The sequence below is a fragment of the Streptomyces sp. TE5632 genome, from assembly GCF_054061295.1.
On the sequence record NZ_JBSSEA010000003.1, the window covers coordinates 4,528,201 to 4,543,818 of the forward strand.

General features: G+C 72.8%; 15 protein-coding genes. 9 read left to right on the forward strand and 6 right to left on the reverse strand.

The genetic code is table 11. The features are described from left to right. Positions 1 to 2 precede the first annotated feature (2 nt). Positions 3 to 1,493: a glycoside hydrolase family 3 protein gene (locus ACVW19_RS25830; RefSeq protein ID WP_457462171.1), complete on the forward strand. Its 1,491-nt coding sequence runs from the start codon at positions 3 to 5 to the stop codon at positions 1,491 to 1,493. A gap of 88 nt (positions 1,494 to 1,581) precedes the next feature. On the opposite strand, the gene ACVW19_RS25835 is transcribed toward ACVW19_RS25830, so the two are convergent. Further along, positions 1,582 to 2,169 carry a YdeI/OmpD-associated family protein gene (locus ACVW19_RS25835; RefSeq protein WP_457462172.1) on the reverse strand — a complete coding sequence of 196 codons (588 nt, stop codon included), beginning with the start codon at positions 2,167 to 2,169 and terminating at the stop codon, positions 1,582 to 1,584. Between the two features lie 66 nt (positions 2,170 to 2,235). Beyond that, on the reverse strand, positions 2,236 to 3,873 hold the full coding sequence (locus tag ACVW19_RS25840; protein ID WP_457462174.1) for an MFS transporter: 1,638 nt from the start codon (positions 3,871 to 3,873) through the stop codon (positions 2,236 to 2,238). A gap of 345 nt (positions 3,874 to 4,218) precedes the next feature. Here ACVW19_RS25840 and ACVW19_RS25845 point away from each other — a divergent pair, with 345 nt between their 5' ends. Beyond that, complete coding sequence (locus ACVW19_RS25845) at positions 4,219 to 4,860, forward strand: TetR/AcrR family transcriptional regulator (protein WP_457462175.1); 642 nt, start codon at positions 4,219 to 4,221, stop codon at positions 4,858 to 4,860. Between the two features lie 30 nt (positions 4,861 to 4,890). Here ACVW19_RS25845 and ACVW19_RS25850 read toward each other — a convergent pair whose 3' ends face one another. Continuing rightward, positions 4,891 to 5,667, reverse strand: a complete 777-nt coding sequence (locus tag ACVW19_RS25850; protein ID WP_457462177.1) for an IclR family transcriptional regulator — start codon at positions 5,665 to 5,667, stop codon at positions 4,891 to 4,893. Positions 5,668 to 5,781: 114 nt separating this feature from the next. On the opposite strand from ACVW19_RS25850, the gene ACVW19_RS25855 reads away from it, so the two are divergent. From ACVW19_RS25855 to ACVW19_RS25870, 4 genes are all read left to right on the forward strand, one after another. Beyond that, positions 5,782 to 6,951 carry a cupin domain-containing protein gene (locus ACVW19_RS25855; protein WP_457462178.1) on the forward strand — a complete coding sequence of 390 codons (1,170 nt, stop codon included), beginning with the start codon at positions 5,782 to 5,784 and terminating at the stop codon, positions 6,949 to 6,951. Then, positions 6,948 to 7,796 (forward strand): fumarylacetoacetate hydrolase family protein, encoded by an 849-nt coding sequence (locus ACVW19_RS25860; protein WP_457462180.1) that lies wholly within the window; start codon positions 6,948 to 6,950, stop codon positions 7,794 to 7,796. Before ACVW19_RS25855 ends, ACVW19_RS25860 begins: the two co-directional genes overlap by 4 nt. Then, complete coding sequence (locus ACVW19_RS25865) at positions 7,796 to 8,506, forward strand: maleylpyruvate isomerase family mycothiol-dependent enzyme (RefSeq protein WP_457462181.1); 711 nt, start codon at positions 7,796 to 7,798, stop codon at positions 8,504 to 8,506. The genes ACVW19_RS25860 and ACVW19_RS25865 overlap by 1 nt, the downstream gene beginning before the upstream one ends. A 64-nt stretch (positions 8,507 to 8,570) precedes the next feature. Beyond that, complete coding sequence (locus tag ACVW19_RS25870) at positions 8,571 to 9,935, forward strand: FAD-dependent oxidoreductase (RefSeq protein WP_457462182.1); 1,365 nt, start codon at positions 8,571 to 8,573, stop codon at positions 9,933 to 9,935. A gap of 90 nt (positions 9,936 to 10,025) precedes the next feature. On the opposite strand, the gene ACVW19_RS25875 is transcribed toward ACVW19_RS25870, so the two are convergent. From ACVW19_RS25875 to ACVW19_RS25885, 3 genes are all read right to left on the reverse strand, one after another. Further along, complete coding sequence (locus ACVW19_RS25875) at positions 10,026 to 11,045, reverse strand: hemolysin family protein (RefSeq protein WP_457462183.1); 1,020 nt, start codon at positions 11,043 to 11,045, stop codon at positions 10,026 to 10,028. Beyond that, positions 11,042 to 12,388, reverse strand: a complete 1,347-nt coding sequence (locus ACVW19_RS25880) for a hemolysin family protein (protein WP_457462184.1) — start codon at positions 12,386 to 12,388, stop codon at positions 11,042 to 11,044. The genes ACVW19_RS25875 and ACVW19_RS25880 overlap by 4 nt, the downstream gene beginning before the upstream one ends. Positions 12,389 to 12,599: 211 nt before the next feature. Then, positions 12,600 to 13,055 (reverse strand): tellurite resistance TerB family protein, encoded by a 456-nt coding sequence (locus ACVW19_RS25885; protein WP_457462186.1) that lies wholly within the window; start codon positions 13,053 to 13,055, stop codon positions 12,600 to 12,602. A gap of 237 nt (positions 13,056 to 13,292) precedes the next feature. On the opposite strand from ACVW19_RS25885, the gene ACVW19_RS25890 reads away from it, so the two are divergent. The 3 genes from ACVW19_RS25890 to ACVW19_RS25900 all read left to right on the forward strand — a co-directional run bounded on the left by ACVW19_RS25890 (position 13,293) and on the right by ACVW19_RS25900 (position 15,439). After that, positions 13,293 to 13,709: a cell division protein SepF gene (locus tag ACVW19_RS25890; RefSeq protein WP_457462187.1), complete on the forward strand. Its 417-nt coding sequence runs from the start codon at positions 13,293 to 13,295 to the stop codon at positions 13,707 to 13,709. A 112-nt stretch (positions 13,710 to 13,821) separates the two neighbouring features. Beyond that, positions 13,822 to 15,069: an ATP-binding protein gene (locus ACVW19_RS25895; protein WP_457462189.1), complete on the forward strand. Its 1,248-nt coding sequence runs from the start codon at positions 13,822 to 13,824 to the stop codon at positions 15,067 to 15,069. Next, a complete protein-coding gene (locus ACVW19_RS25900) occupies positions 15,062 to 15,439 on the forward strand; it encodes a nucleotide pyrophosphohydrolase (RefSeq protein WP_457462191.1) in 378 nt (125 codons plus the stop codon). Before ACVW19_RS25895 ends, ACVW19_RS25900 begins: the two co-directional genes overlap by 8 nt. Positions 15,440 to 15,618 lie beyond the last annotated feature (179 nt).

The window sequence follows — 15,618 nt, forward strand, 5'->3', positions numbered from 1 at the left end:
CCATGACGACATTCACCACCGGCACCGACACCCTCACCCGGGACGCCCTGGCCGTCCTGCAACCGGGCTTCGCCGGCACCACCGCGCCCGACTGGGTGCTGCGCCGCCTCGGCGAGGGCCTCACCTCCGTCGGCCTCTTCGGGCGCAACATCGCCTCGCCCGAGCAACTGGCCGCCCTGACCGGGCAACTGCGCGCCGAACGCCCGGACGTGCTGGTCGCGATCGACGAGGAGGGCGGCGACGTCACCCGTCTGGAGGTGCGCACCGGCTCCTCCTTCCCCGGCAACCACGCCCTGGGCGCGGTGGACGACACCGACCTGACCAGGGCGGTGGCCGCGGAGCTGGGCCGTCGGCTCGCGGCCTGCGGGGTGAACTTCAACTGGGCCCCCTCCGCCGACGTGAACTCCAACCCGGACAACCCGGTCATCGGCGTGCGCTCCTTCGGCGCCGACACCGGCCTGGCCGCCCGGCACACCGCCGCCTACGTCGCAGGCCTGCAGTCGGCGGGGGTGGCGGCGTGCACCAAGCACTTCCCGGGGCACGGTGACACGGCCGTCGACTCCCACCTCGCCCTGCCCCGCATCGACGCGGACGCCGCCGTGCTGGCCGAACGCGAACTGGCACCGTTCCGCGCGGCCATCGCGGCCGGCTCGCGCGCCGTGATGAGCGCGCACATCCTGGTCCCCGCGCTGGACCCGGACCGTCCGGCAACGCTGTCCCGGCGGACACTGACCGACCTGCTGCGCGGCGAACTGGGCTACGACGGCCTGATCGTCACCGACGGCATGGAGATGCAGGCCATCGCCGGCCGCTACGGCATCGAACGCGGCAGTGTGCTGGCCCTCGCGGCCGGCGCCGACGCGATCTGTGTGGGCGGCGGTCTGGCCGACGAGGAGACCGTACGGCGGCTGTGCGACACCCTGGTCGAGGCCGTCCGCTCGGGCGAGTTGCCCGAGGAACGCCTGGCCGACGCGGCGGAGCGGGGCCGCGCGCTGGCCCGCTGGGCCGCGGAAGCGCGGCGATCCCCGGCACCGGCGGCCGCACCGGAGCCGGAGATCGGCCTCACGGCGGCCCGCCGCGCGGTGACCGTCACCCGCACCGGACCTCCGGCACCGGTCACCGCACCGGTGTACGTGGCCACCTTCAGCCCCGAGGCCAACATCGCCGTCGGCGACGAGACGCCCTGGGGCGTCGGCGCGGAGCTGGAGCGGCTGCTGCCCGGCACCACCACCGGCTTCTTCACCGACACCGGCACCGGTGCGCGGGTGTTCGAGGCCGCGGCCGGCCGGCGCGTGGTCGCCGTGGTCCGCGACGAGCACCGGCACCCGTGGATGCGCACCGCCCTGGACACCCTGCTCGCCGCCGCACCGGACACCGTCGTCGTGGAGATGGGCGTCCCGCAGTCCGCACCGCGCGGCACCCCGCACATCGCCACGCACGGCGCGGCCCGCGTCTGCGGTGTGGCGGCGGCCGAGGCGATCCTCGCGGGCTGACCCGGAGAGGCGGTCCGGGCCCCGGGGCCCGGACCGCCTCTCCGCTTGCCAGGAGCAGGCTCCTGTCAGGCCGTCACGTGGCACCGCGTCACGGATGGAGCGTCTTACCCTCAGCGAGCATGGCGACGAACTTCTCGATACGGGCCGCCCTGGTCTGCGGGCGCTTGGCGTCCTGCACGCGGTAGAGGATCGCGTACCGGTTGCGGCTGTCGAGGGTGCCGAAGAAGTCGCGGGCCGCCGGAACCGCGTCCAGCGCGGCGCGCAGGTCGTCGGGGACGGTCGCGGTGCTCTGGCTCGCGTACGCCGCCTCCCAGCGGCCGTCGGCCCTGGCCCGCTCCACCTCGCGCAGTCCGGACTCCCGCATCCGGCCCGCCTCGATGAGCGCGGTGGCCTTCTGCCGGTTGATCTTCGACCACTTGCTGCGCGGCCGCCGGGGAGTGAACCGCTGGAGCCAGTGAGTGTCGTCCAGCTTCTTCTTGTGCCCGTCGATCCAGCCGTAGCACAGCGCCGACTCCAGAGCAGCGGCGTAGTCGGGGCCGGGCAGCCCGGAGTCCTTCCTCGGGATCCGCAACCAGACTCCGGGCACCTCGTCGTGGTGCTCCTCCAGCCACTTCTCCCAGTCGTCCTGCGTCTCGAAGACGAGAACCGGGTCCCCCGTGTGCGCTTCGTCAGCCATGGCACACAGGGAACCCGGTCGCGTCTGCGGGGTCAACGACACGGACCCCGCCGGTGCGGCGGTCGACTACGCCGGAGCGGTGGTCGGGGCCTGGGACCGGTCCGCCGGGTCCTGCTCGGCCGGGTGCTCCGTGTCCAGGGTGCGGGGGGCGCGGATGCCGGCCATGCCGGTCACGGTCACGGCCGCGGCCACCGCGGCGGCGACCCCGCACACGGTGTACGCGAGGCCGAAGCCGCTGCCCAGCGCGTCGAGGGCGATGCCCTGCGCGGCCGCTCCGGGGGCGTCCGGCGGCAGACTGTTGACGGCGATCGGTCCGGCGGCCCGGCCGATCTCCGTGGCGGCGCCCAGCTGGTCGGGCGGCAGGTTCGCACCGGCCAGCTTCGAGGCGAAGGTCTCGCCCGCGTGGCTGAGGGCGACCGCGCCGACGACCACCGGGCCCAGGGCGAAGCCGAGGTCGCGCAGCATGTTGGTGGTGGCGCTCGCCATGCCGGCCAGCCGGCCCGGCACGCTGTTCAGCGCGACGGCCGTGATCGAGCTGACGGCCAGCGCGAAGCCGATGCCGATGAGCAGGGTGGGCACGAGGAACGGGGTCAGGCTCCGGTCGGTGACGTCCAGCCGGGCGCACAGGAACGACCCGACGGCCATCAGGCTGAAGCCGGAGGTCAGCAGCCAGTTCGGGGAGACCCGGTGGAGCAGCCGGGAGACGACCGGGATCAGGACGAACGCCGGTCCCTGGAGCAGCAGGAAGGGAAGGGCGACGCGCAGCGGGTCCTGGTGCTGCACCGGGCCGAGCCACATGCTCGTCGCGAAGCACGCGCCGAGGAAGGCGATCATGCCGATGACCGCCACGACCGACCCCACCGCGAAGGCGCGGTCCTTGAACAGGGAGAGGTTGAGGATCGGGGACTCGGCACGGCGCTCGATCAGCAGGAAGGCGATCAGGAAGCCCGCGCCGACGGCGAACGCGCCCACGATGTCCGGCGCGCCCCAGCCCTTCTCGGGTCCCTCCACGGCCGCGTACAGCACCAGGATGAGACCGATCGCGAAGGTGATCTGGCCCGGGACGTCAAGACGGCGTCCCTCGGCGGCCTTCGACTCGGTGGCCAGGACCAGCGAGAGCACCATGCTGACGAAGGCCAGCGCGACGAGGACCAGGAACGAGCCCCGCCACGACCCGACCTTGGCGAACGCCCCGCCGATCAGGGGGGAGAGCGCCGCACCGGCCGACAGGAAGCCGCTCCACAGCGCGATGGCGCGGGCCCGCTCCAGGGCGCTGCGGGCGACGTCGGCGATCATGGTGAGCGATCCGGGGAACATGGCGCCGGCGCCGAGACCGTTCAGCGCGGCGCCGACCCACAGCCACTGCACGCTGGGTGAGACGGCCGAGACGATGCTTCCGGCGACGACGAGCGCCGCACCCGAGGCGATGAGCCTGCGGCGTCCGAACAGGTCGCCGAGGACACCGAAGGTGAACTCGAAGACGACCACGGCGATCATGAAGGACGCCGTGATCCAGGTCAGCTGGGATCCGTGCGTGCCGAGATCCTGCTGGAAGAGTCCGTTGAGCGAGGCCGGCAGGGCGTTGGCCAACTGGGCCACGAACACCGCGGCGCTCGCGGCAGCAAGCGTGCCCGCGTAGCCCGGCTTCCGGGCGGCCCCCGCGGAAGGGCCGGGGGACGTCGTCGTCCCGTTGTTGAGCGTCACTGCAGTCTCCCTGACTGGGATGGTGAGACGGCCCGGCCCCTTGTGGCCGGTTCCGGTGGGTGTGACGGGGTGGGCGCGACCCGTCGGACCACGTGGTGACGTGGTGTGGAGTGGGGGGAGGGACGCAGACCGGGCTTCCGGGAGGTGGCGAACGAAGCGCGGTGACGGCGAGAATGGCATTAGCTTTACGTCACGTCAAGGAAATGTATGTCGCGTACGAGAAATGATCGTGAAGTAAGGGAGAAGCCGTCGGCCGGGAGGCCGGCGATAGGATGAGCGCCATGACCGCCCCCACGGCCGACCCGTCCCCCAAGCCGTCCGACGCCAGGAAGCGGGGGCGCTGAGATGGCCGGGCTGCGCGAGGCGCAGAAGCAGATGACCCGCAAGCTCCTGCTGGACTCGGCACTGGAGCTGTTCCGCACCAAGGGCTACGCCGCCACCACCGTGGACGACATCGCGGCAGCGGCGGGCACCACCCGGGTGACGTTCTACGCGTACTTCCCGTCCCGCAGCGACCTGATGCGGGCGCTCATCGGCGAGCTGAACGAGAAGCTCGAGCGCATCGACTCACCCGTCCACGGCTCGACCGCCCGGCGCCTGGTCGAGGTCGTCCACGACGGCAGCCGCGAGGCGATCACCGAGTGGCTGTACGGCATCTCCGGCCGCTGGGAGTCGATCCGCCCCTACACGGTGGCCGCCTTCGAGGCGGCGGCGGTCGATCCGGAACTGCGCGGTCTGGTGAACGCGTGGCTGGAGGAGGCCGTCAGCGACATCGAGGAGGGCCTCGACCAGGCCGACCGCTTCCCTCCCGAGAGCCGCCACCTGCGCGGTGTGCTCGCGATGGCCCAGCTCGACCACGTGGCCCGCACCTGGACCCCCGGCCGCTGGGGCGCCGACCGCGCGTCCGTGGTCGACGTCCTGGCCGAGAGCTGGACCGGCCTGCTGAGCACCGGCGCCCCGGACGTGCCGGAAGCGCGGCGCGGCTGACCGCGGGGCGCGGGAGGGGCGGTCGGGCTCTCAGGCCGTCCCGGCCAGGTCCGTGCTCAGGGCCTGGGCCGCCGCTTGCAGGGTGCTGACCAGGAACTGCAGGTTGAGAGGGTCGTAGCGGGTGCCCGGCATGGAGATCGACAGGCCCGCCTGGACCGTGCCCTCGACGTCACGGACCGGGACCCCGACGGCCACCAGGCCCCGCTCGGAGCGGTTCCGGTTCACGGCGAAGCCCCCGCGGGCGATGTCCTTCAGCTCCGCGGACAAGGAGCCGAGATCCGGGCGCTCCTGGGGCCGGTCGCGGTAGTGCTCGCTCGCGTACACCTCAGCCAGCTCCTCCTCGCTCAGTTCCGCGAGCAGCAGCAGGCCGCCCGTCGTCCGGTGGGCCGGGAAGACCATCCCCTCCCGGGACCCGACCCGCAGCGCCCGGTCGCACTCCACGCTGGCGATGAACCGGGCCGTGTCCCCCGTGCGGATGGTGAGGTTCGTGGTCTCGTTCAGCAGGTCCACCACCCGGTGCAGGTGGGGCAGGGCCGCCGTCCGCAGCCGGGACACCAGGGAACGCGAGTGCGTCGCCAGCTCCAGCACCGGACCCGCGTGGTAGACCCGGTTCTCGTCCCGGACCGCGAAGTCCCGGTAGACCAGCATGGCCAGCAGCCGGTGCGCGGTCGACCGGGCCACCCCGAGCCGCTCGGCGACCTGCGTGACGGTCAGCGAGCCCTCCATCTGGAGCATCGTCGCGGCCCGCAGCGCGTGGTCGACGCTGGCGATGGCGTACGGCGGCGGCGTCTTGAGCGGCTTGTCCACGGCGAACCTCCCGATGCTGCCTTACTGCCTGCGCTGTCTGTTGCACCTCTCGTAGGTGTTCTGCTCTCCAGAATTTACACGTCCGTTCCGTGGACGTGGAGGACAGTGGGATCCGTGACCACCTCCTTCAGCACCCCCCCTGCCACGGGCTCTCCCGTCCGCCTGAGCGCTGTCAGCGCCGCGGACCAGCCCGACGTCACCCCGGCGCTCGAGGAGCTGTACCGGGGCTTCGAAAGCGAACTGCTCGTCCCGCTGTGGACCGAGATCGGCGACCTCATGCCGGCCCACCCGCGCTCCCGCGCCGTACCGCACCTGTGGCGCTGGGAGAAGCTGCGGGAACTGGCCGCCCAGGCCGGTGAGATCGTCCCGGTCGGCCGGGGCGGCGAGCGGCGCGCCATCGCACTGGCCAACCCCGCCCTCGGCGGCCGCCCCTTCGCCACGCCCACCCTGTGGGCGGCCATCCAGTACCTGATGCCCGGCGAGGACGCCCCCGAGCACCGGCACACCCAGCACGCCTTCCGCTTCGTCGTCGAGGGCGAGGGCGTGTGGACGGTCGTCGGCCGCGACCCGGTGGCCATGCGGCGCGGCGACTTCCTCCCGCAGGCCGGGTGGAACATGCACGCCCACCACAACGCCACCACCGAGCCGATGGCCTGGATCGACGGTCTGGACATCCCGTTCCAGTACACCAGCGAGTCCCAGTTCTTCGAGTTCGGCCGCGACGAGATCAGCGACGCCGAGCGGATCACCCCGGACCGGTCCCGCTCCGAGCGCCTGTGGGGCCACCCGGGGCTGCGCCCGGTCGCCGCCGGCTCGGCCGCCCCCGGCACGCCCCTGCTGGCGTACCGCTGGGAGCACACCGACCGGGCGCTCACCGACCAGCTCGCCCTGGAGAAGGAAGGCTTCGACGGCACCGTCGAGCCCGGCCACGCCGCCGTCCGGTTCACCGACCCGTCGACCGGCGCCGACGTGCTGCCCACCATCCGCGCCGAGGTGCACCGCGTGGCCCGCGGCGCCGAGACCGCCCCGGTGCGGGAGACCGGCTCGTCCGTCTACCAGGTCTTCGACGGCTCCGGCACCGTCACCGTCGGCGACGTGTCCTGGTCCGTGACGCGCGGCGACCTGTTCGTCGTCCCGTCCTGGCAGCCGCTCTCCGTACGCTCCGAGGCCGGTGCCACCGACTCCGACTCGGGCGCCCTGGACCTGTTCCGGTTCAGCGACTCCCCGATCTTCGAAGCCCTCCGGCTCGACCGCACCCACGTGGAAGGAACCACCCGCTCATGAAGCTCGCCACCCTCCGTACCGACGGCACCACCAAGGCCGTCCGGCTCGACGGCGACGTCCTGGTCGACCTCGGCTTCCCCGACGTGGGCACCCTGCTCGCGCAGGACGACTGGGCCGAGCGCGCCGCCGCCCCCGCCGCCGGCGACGCGACGACCTACCCCGCCGAGGGCGCCGACCTCGCCCCCGTGGTCCCGCAGCCCTCCAAGGTCGTGTGCGTCGGCCTCAACTACCGCAACCACATCCAGGAGATGGGCCGGGACCTGCCCGAACACCCCACCCTGTTCGCGAAGTTCGCCGACTCCCTGATCGGCGCGGGCGACGACATCGTCCGCCCCGAGGAGACCGACCAGTTCGACTGGGAGGTCGAACTCGCCGTCGTCGTCGGCAAGCAGGTCCGCCGCGCCAAGGGCGAGCAGGCCGAGCAGGCCATCGCCGGCTTCACCGTGCTGAACGACATCACCACGCGTGACTGGCAGTTCCGCACCCGCGAGTGGCTCCAGGGCAAGACCTGGGACTCCACCACCCCCGTCGGCCCGTACCTGGTGACCCCCGACGAGCTGCCCGGCGGCGTCCGCCCCGCGCTCGACGTCAAGCTCACCGTGGACGGCGAGGTCATGCAGTCCGACAACACCGGTGACCTGCTCTTCGACCCGGTCGCCCTGGTCGAGTACGTCTCCACGATCATCCGCCTCAACCCCGGCGACATCATCGCCACCGGCACCCCCGGCGGCGTCGGCCACGCCCGCAAGCCCGCCCGCTACCTGCTCGGCGGCGAGACCGTGGTCACCGAGATCCAGGGCATCGGCCGGCTGGAGAACAAGGTCGTCGAGGAGAAGCAGGCCTGATGCCCCGCACGTTCGACGACGCCCGCCGCTGGGCGGAGCTCGGCACGAACCTGGTGCTCGAGGCCACCGCCGGCTTCGACGACGAGGCCTACGACGCGCCCAGCGGCCTGCCCGGCTGGCGGCGCAGGCAACTCGTCGCCCACGTCGCCGCCAACGCGGACGCCCTCGGCAACCTCGTGCACTGGGCCGCCACCGGCGAAGAGACCCCGATGTACGCCTCCCCCGAGGAGCGGGCCGCCGGCATCGAGCGCGGCGTCGGGATGCCCGCCGCCGAACTCACCGGATGGCTCCGCCGGTCCGCCGCCGAACTCGCCGCGTCGACGGCGGAACTCAGTGACGGCCAGTGGCAGAACCCGGTCGTGACGGCACAGGGCCGCACGGTGCCCGCCACCGAACTGCCCTGGATGCGCTCCCGCGAGGTGTGCGTCCACGCCGTCGACCTGGACACCGGCATCACCTTCGCCGACCTGCCGGCCGACTTCCTCGCCGCGCTCTGCGACGACGTCATCGCCAAGCGCGCCAAGGCCCCCGGCCCGGCGCTGCGCCTGACGGAGACCGACACCGGAGAGGTCCGGGAACTCCCCGGCGACGGCGAGCCGACCGTGCTCACCGGTCCGCTCGCCGAGATCACGGCCTACCTCACCGGGCGCAGGCACGCCCTCACCGCCCCCGACGGCGGCCCGGCACCCACTCTGGGTCCCTGGCTCTGACCGACAGCGCCGGATCCCGGCGCGGCCAGGCAGAGCAGGGTCCCCTGCTCAGACAGGAAAAACGATGACCCCAGCAACCCCTCCCACCGAAGGCCGACCCGACGTCATCATCGTCGGCGGTGGCATCGGTGGCCTCAGCACCGCCTTCGCCCTCGCCCGGGAGGGGCTGCGCGTCCGCGTTCTCGAACGGGCCAAGGAGTTCGGCGAGGTCGGCGCCGGCCTCCAGATCGCGCCCAACTGCACCCGCATCCTCGACGAGTACGGCCTGCTCGACGAGGCCAAGGAACTCGGGGTGGTCCCCGAGAGCATGGTCATGCGCGACGCGCTCGACTCCAGCGAGCTGGTCCGCCTCGACCTGGGCGAGCTCGAGCGCCGCTACGGCTTCCCGTACATGGTCATCCACCGCAGCGACCTGCACGCGATCTTCCTGCGTGCCTGCCGCCGGGCCGGCGTGGACCTGGTCACCGACCAGACGGTCGTCGACTACGAGAACCTCGAGAACACGGCAGGCGGCGCCCGCATCACCCTGGCCGACGGCCACACCGAGGAGGCGCCGCTCGTCATCGCCGCCGACGGACTGCGTTCCGTGGCCCGGCAGAAGCTGGTTGGCGACGACGTGGTCAGCTCCGACTACGTGGCCTACCGGGCGGCCGTCCCGATCGAGCAGGTCCGGGACAACGGCATCGCCGAGAAGGACGTCACCGTCTACGTCGGCCCCCGCTGCCACTTCGTCCAGTACGCGCTGCGCGGCGGCGAGATGTTCAACCAGGTCGCCGTGTTCCAGTCGCCCAAGGCCCTCGCCGGGCAGGAGGACTGGGGCACCCCCGACGAGCTCGACGCGGCCTTCGAGGGGACCTGCGAGACCGTGGGCAAGGGCATCCCGCTGATGTGGCGGGACCGCTGGTGGCAGATGATGGACCGCGACCCGATCGACACCTGGGTGCACGGCCGCATCGCCCTGCTCGGCGACGCCGCCCACCCGCCGCTGCAGTACATGGCACAGGGCGCGATCATGGCGATCGAGGACGGCTGGGTCCTCGCCCGGCACGTCGCCCGGCTGCGCGCCGAGGGCGCCGCCGGGTCGGCCGTCGACTGGGACGCCGCGCTGGCCGCGTACGAGGCGGTCCGTGTCGAGCACTGCCGCCGGGTGCTGACGACTGCCCGCGCCTGGGGCGAGCTGTGGCACCTCGACGGCACGCCCCGGCTGCAGCGCAACGCGATCATGCGTGGGATCGACCCCGCCGAGTGGGCCTTCACCGACTGGGTGTACGGACCCACCGCGCTGTTCCCGGACGAGGAACCCGCCATGTTCACCCCCATCCCGCTGGCGTCGGCCCGTATCGAGGAGAGCGCCCCGGTGGTGACCGACGCCGCGGCCTGGGCCACGGAAGCCGGCGCAGCCGCGCTCGCGGGTGGCACGGCCCGCTGACGACGGGAGCCGAGCACGACAGAGCGCCGGCCGGTCCGCATGTCGCGGACCGGCCGGCGCTCTGTCGTGCTCACACCCGGCGGCGTGCGGTCAGCCCCCGGTCGGCTGCATCAGCCGGGCCAGCAGGTCGTCCAGGGTGACCAGACCGGTGAGCCGGCCCGCGTCGTCGCGGACGACCGCCAGCGTGCCCCGGCGCCGGCGCAGCACGTCGATCGCGTCGGCGACCGTCGTGGTGTCCGTCAGCTCGGGCACCGGGCGGGCCAGCTCACGGGCGCTGGTGGCGCGACCGCGGGCACGGGCGACCAGGGCGTCGCGAGCGTGGACCGAGCCGAGGACGGTGCCGCCCTCGCGGACGAGCAGCCGGGTGCGGTCGTGCGCGGTGGCCACCCGCAGCACCTCGTCCACACCCGCGTCGCCCTCGACGGAGGTGATCTTCTCGGCCGGGATCCGCAGAGCGGCGACTGGGGTGTCGGGCTCGGTCAGCGAGCGGGTGAGCAGTTGCGAGTCCGTCTTGCTGATCAGGCCGAGCCGCTCCGACTCCACCACCAGACGGGTGAGCTGTTCCCGGTCGTGGACCGAGGCCAGCTCGTCGCGCGGGCTCACCCGGCACAGCCGTACCAGGGCGTTGCTCACCACGTTCAGCACGTGGATCAGCGGCCGGACCACCTTCACCACCGCACGGAACGACGGGGCGAGCAGCATCGCGGAACGCTCCGGGTGGGCGATCGCCCATGACTTGGGCGCCATCTCGCCGACCACCATGTGCAGGAACACCACCACGGTCATCGCGACGGCGAACGCCACACCGTAGCTGACCGCGCTGGGCAGACCCAGGGAGTGCAGCAGCGGGTCCAGCTGGTGCGAGATCGCGGGCTTGGACACCGAACCCAGACCCAGCGTGCACACCGTGATGCCCAGCTGGGCACCGGCCAGCATGAGCGACAGCTCGCGCATTCCGGCCAGCGCGGCACCGGCGCCGCGCCGTCCCTCGGCCGCCGCCTTCTCCATCCGGTGCCGTCTGGCGGCGACCAGCGCGAACTCGGCCGCCACGAAGAACCCGCTGCCGATCAGCAGCAGCACGGTCACGAAGAGAGCCATCGGGAAACTCATACCGGCTCCTCCGTCCTGTGCTCTTCCCGGGCCAGGGGCGTGATCCGCACCCGCTCGGCGACATGCCGGTCCAGGGTGCGTACGTCGATCACCGCACGGCCGCCCCCGGGCAGCCCGACGGTGACCCGGTCACCCACGGTGGGGAAACGGCCCAACCGGTCCACGACCAGCCCGGCCACCGTTTCGTAGTCGTCCTCCTCGGGCAGCCGGACGCCGGTCGCCTCGGCCACCTCGTCCAGCCGGCGGCCCGCGTCCACGAGCCAGCCCTCGCCGTCGGCCACCGCGAGCTCGGTGACCTTGTCGGACTCGTCGGCGATGTCACCGACCAGCTCCTCGGCGATGTCCTCGTAGGTGACGATGCCGGCCACCCCGCCGTGCTCGTCGAGGACGACCGCGAACTCGTCGTCCTGCTCGCGCATCCGCGCGACCGCGTCCGGCAGCGGAAGCGTGTCCGGCAGCAGCAGGGGCAGCCTGGCCATCGCCCCGGCCGTGGCGCCCGCGAGCCGCCCGGCGGGCACCGCCATCAGCTCGCGCACGCCCAGCACCCCCGCGACGTCGTCGGGGTGATCGCCGAGCACGGGGTAGTTGGAGTGGCCGTGCGCGGCGATCAGGGCGACCGCCTCGTCGGCGTTCGCCTCCCCGCGCACGAAGACGGCGTCCGCGCGCGGCACCATCACCGCGTGCAGGGTGCGCTCGGAGAACTCCAGCGCGTGGTCCAGCAGGGTGGCGGTGTCCTCGGGCAGCGCCCCGTGCTCGTGGGACTCGCCGATCAGATGACCGAGCTCCTCCAGCGTGGCGCCGTGGTGCAGCTCCTCGACCGGCTCGATGCCGATGCGGCGCAGCAGCCGGGAGGCCGCGTCGTCGAAGATCCGCACCACCGGTCCGACGACCTTCAGATACGCCAGGGTCGAGCCGGCCAGCGCCTTCGCCAGCCGCTCGGGCACGGCGATGGCGAGGTTCTTCGGGGCCAGCTCGCCGAGCACCATCTGGACGATCGTGGCCAGCACGAAGGCGAGCACGACGGAGATGCCGCTCACGGCCGAGTCCGGCAGCCCGAGGCCGGACAGCGCCGGCCTGAGCAGCGCGGACACCGACGGCTCGGCGATGAAGCCGACGACTAGACCGGTGACGGTGATGCCGAGCTGGGCGCCCGACAGCATGAAGGACAGCCGCTCCAGCACCTTCAGCGCGCGGGCGGCCCTGCGGTCCCCGGCCTCGGCCTCGCGGGCGAGCGCGAGCCGGTCCACGGAGACGTAGGCGAACTCCTGGGCGACGAAGTAGCCGGTGCCGGCGGTCAGCACGAACACGGCGAACAGGCCCCAAAGGGCCTCCACGGCACTCATCCAGCACCACCCCGCCGGGCGCCGATTTCAACGATTTCGTGACGGGGCGGTCCGGGACTGTGTCCCGGGGGGTCCGTCGATCTGCCGGACACGTACGTGGCTCCTCGTGTTCCTGCGGGTCGGGTCTGTCGGCGGTCCAACGATTCTGACGGGAGCCATGTTCCCGCGACGGGCCGGACCGCACCCCTCCGGGCGCGGTCCGGCCTGCGGCTCACAGGTCGAACTCGTGGGGCGGCAGCCCCAGCGCGAAGCACGCCTCGCGGACGACCGCCTGCTCGTTCTGGTCGAAGTCGCCGTCGGCACCGCCGATGACGATGCCGATCTGGATCACGGCACGCGCCTCGGCGGGCTTCTTCTTCGCCTTCGCGACCTCCTGCAGCACGCTCACCTTGCCGAAGGCGAAGTCCGCGATCAGCTTGTCGAGGTTCTCCTCGAAACGGCGGCGCAGATCGTCCGCGGGGAAGTTCCGCAGGACGTCGTTGGTGCCGATGAGCTGAGCCACCCGCTGCCGCTCGGAGGGGTCGACCGAACCGTCGGCAGCGGCGACCAGGGCGCACATGGCCATGCTCGCGTCACGGAACGCGCCGCTCTTCAGGTCGTTCTTCTTCGCGTCGAGCTGAGTCTGCATCTGCGACGCGGACTCCTTGATGCGGTCCCACAGGGCCATGCGTTACTCCAGGTGTTCGGGTGCGGGGCGTCGGCTTCACGCCGTGCGGCCTGCCGGGCCCCGGACGGTGTCGACAGTAAGTATCTACAGCAGTGTAGAAGTTAGCGGATCCGTTCCCGGGGCAGGAGGCCCCACCTCGGACGGCCCCAGGTGGCGGAGTGTGTCGCATTGGGCCGAACGGGTGACCATGCGTAAGAATTGCCCGATGCAGACCATCAGCGCGACCCGGGACGGAGCATGCCGGTGAACAGCCACGACGTCACCGACGAACAGTGGGAGGGACTGGCCCAGGTCGTTCCGCTGCGGGGCCGGGACGCCTGGCCGTCCTCCGTGGGCCACCGCTCCATGCCGGAGGCCGAGACCGAGACGCGCCGCCGCCTCGTCGTCCTGCGGGTGAACGTGTTCGCGGACGCCCGCGACGTCGCGGAGACCCTGATGGCCGGGATCCCGGTCCTGCTCGACCTGACCAGCGCGGAGGGCGAGGTCGCCAAGCGGGTACTGGACTTCAGCACGGGCGTCGTCTTCGGCCTGGCGAGCGGAATGCACCGCGTCGACCGCAACGTGTTCCTGCTGACCCCGGCCGGCACCGAGGTGACCGGACTGATGCAGGGCATGGGGATTCCCGGGAACGGGCAGGGCTCCCGGCAGGGGTGAGCCGCCGGGAGCCGGCCGGGGCTGCCGGGAGTCGGCCGGGGTGTCGTCCGATCGGGGGAAGACCACACAAGCGGAACGGTTCGCCCCGCACCGGACCCCTTACCTTCCGCACATGACCCCGCCGCTCCCGTCGCCGTCCTCCGTCCCTTCACCCAGGCCCGCGCCGTTTCCCCCGCCGCCGTCCTCGGCTTCCCTGCCCACCGCGTCCGCCGCGCCTTCCGGCACGGACACCGCCCAGGGGCACCCCGACCGGCCGCGCGTCACCGAGCTGCTGCTGTCCGCGTTCGCCGGGCATCGCAACGTCGGGCTCCCGCTCGGCCCGCTCACCCTGCTCGCCGGGGCCAGCGGCAGCGGCAAGACCAGCGCGCTGCGGGCCTACGAGGCGCTCGCCCGGCTCGGCGGCGGGGCCGAGCTGTGGGAGGCGTTCCCCGAGCCGGACGCGTGCGTGCCGGAGCGGGCCCGTGCCGACGCGCAGCACCGCCGGGGCTTCCGGATCGGCTGCACCGCCGACGGCCCCGAGGGCCCGGTCCGGCTGGAGGTCGCCGTGCAGGCCGAACCGGAGCTGCGGATCGTGGGGGAGCGGCTGACGGCGGACGGGGTGGTCCTGCTGGAGACCGCGCTGCGCGACCCCGGCCGGCGCACCGTGCAGGCCGCGTGGCACACGGCCGGGTCGACCCCGGTCACCCGGGGCCCGCTGCCCGACGACCGGCTCGGCACCGCGCTGCTCCCGCTGCGCGTCGCGGGCAAGACGCCCGGACAGCGCAGGGTGCTGGCCGCAGCCGAACAGATGGTGGTCGCCCTGCGCTCCGTCTTCGCCTGCGACCCCCGCCCCGACCGCATGCGCGACCCGGTGTCGCTCGGCAGCGGGCGCCTGCTCGGAGGCTGCGGCAACCTCGCCGACGTGCTGTGGCGCACCCAGGCCGAGTGCGCGATCCGCTACGGGCTCCTGGTGTCCGCCGTGCGCGCGGGATGCGCCGGCCCGGTCGCCGCTCTGCGCGCCGAACCGTACGGCGCGGGACTGGTCCGCGCCCTGCTCGACCGGGGCGACGGCATCCGCACCGAGCTCGGCCGGCTGGGGGACGGAGAGCTGCGGTACACCGCCCTCGCGTTGGTGCTGCTCACCGGGCCCGGGGTGCTGGAGGTCGACGCGCCCGGCGAGGTGCCCGCCGCGCTGCAGACCCTCACCGTGCTCGCCGACGGACTCGACCGGGGGCTGGACCCGCTCCAGCGCGCGGAACTGCTGCGGCTGGCGGCGCGGATGTGCGAGCGCGGACACATCCGGCTGGTCGGCGCGGTGAGCGACGCGTCCTGGGCCGTGGGGGTGGGCGGAGTGACGGTGGTACACCTGGACCGTGACTGACTCGACCGACCCGACCGACTCGGACCACCCCGCCGGCTCGCGCGCCTCGCGCGCCCCGCTCGACGTCGCCGGACTCCAGCGCAGGCTCGCCGAGTTCGCCGCCGCGCGGAACTGGCAGCCGTACCACACGCCGAAGAACCTCGTCACGGCGCTCAGCGTGGAGGCGTCCGAACTGGTCGAGATCTTCCAATGGTTGACGCCCGAGGAGTCGGCCCGGGTCATGGACGACCCGGACACCGCGCACCGCGTCACCGACGAGGTGGCCGACGTGCTCGCGTACCTCCTCCAACTGTGCGAGGTGCTCGGCGTCGACCCGCTGACCGCACTGGACGCCAAGATCGACCGCAACGAGCGCCGCTTCCCGGTCTGAGCCGCCCCCGCCCGGAGACGAACTCCCCTCGTCACGTTCAGTAGTCGATATGTCGACCGTTTTTGAATTGTTGTCCCCAGATTTCCGCCTTCTCCGTGGCTTTCTGACTGAAAGAGACTCACTCTGGGTAGTTGACAAGGAAGTTGGGTGGACGCGTGGGCAGCGCGTCGGACAGACAG

Bases quoted from the DNA above. Each gene is read 5' to 3' on its own strand.
- ACVW19_RS25880 (WP_457462184.1), bottom strand. From the start codon at position 12,388: ATGAGTGCCGTGGAGGCCCTTTGGGGCCTGTTCGCCGTGTTCGTGCTG.
- ACVW19_RS25895 (WP_457462189.1), top strand. From the start codon at position 13,822: ATGACCCCGCCGCTCCCGTCGCCGTCCTCCGTCCCTTCACCCAGGCCC.
- ACVW19_RS25890 (WP_457462187.1), top strand. From the start codon at position 13,293: ATGCCGGTGAACAGCCACGACGTCACCGACGAACAGTGGGAGGGACTG.
- ACVW19_RS25830 (WP_457462171.1), top strand. From the start codon at position 3: ATGACGACATTCACCACCGGCACCGACACCCTCACCCGGGACGCCCTG.
- ACVW19_RS25845 (WP_457462175.1), top strand. From the start codon at position 4,219: ATGGCCGGGCTGCGCGAGGCGCAGAAGCAGATGACCCGCAAGCTCCTG.
- ACVW19_RS25835 (WP_457462172.1), bottom strand. From the start codon at position 2,169: ATGGCTGACGAAGCGCACACGGGGGACCCGGTTCTCGTCTTCGAGACG.
- ACVW19_RS25860 (WP_457462180.1), top strand. From the start codon at position 6,948: ATGAAGCTCGCCACCCTCCGTACCGACGGCACCACCAAGGCCGTCCGG.
- ACVW19_RS25885 (WP_457462186.1), bottom strand. From the start codon at position 13,055: ATGGCCCTGTGGGACCGCATCAAGGAGTCCGCGTCGCAGATGCAGACT.
- ACVW19_RS25865 (WP_457462181.1), top strand. From the start codon at position 7,796: ATGCCCCGCACGTTCGACGACGCCCGCCGCTGGGCGGAGCTCGGCACG.
- ACVW19_RS25875 (WP_457462183.1), bottom strand. From the start codon at position 11,045: ATGAGTTTCCCGATGGCTCTCTTCGTGACCGTGCTGCTGCTGATCGGC.
- ACVW19_RS25870 (WP_457462182.1), top strand. From the start codon at position 8,571: ATGACCCCAGCAACCCCTCCCACCGAAGGCCGACCCGACGTCATCATC.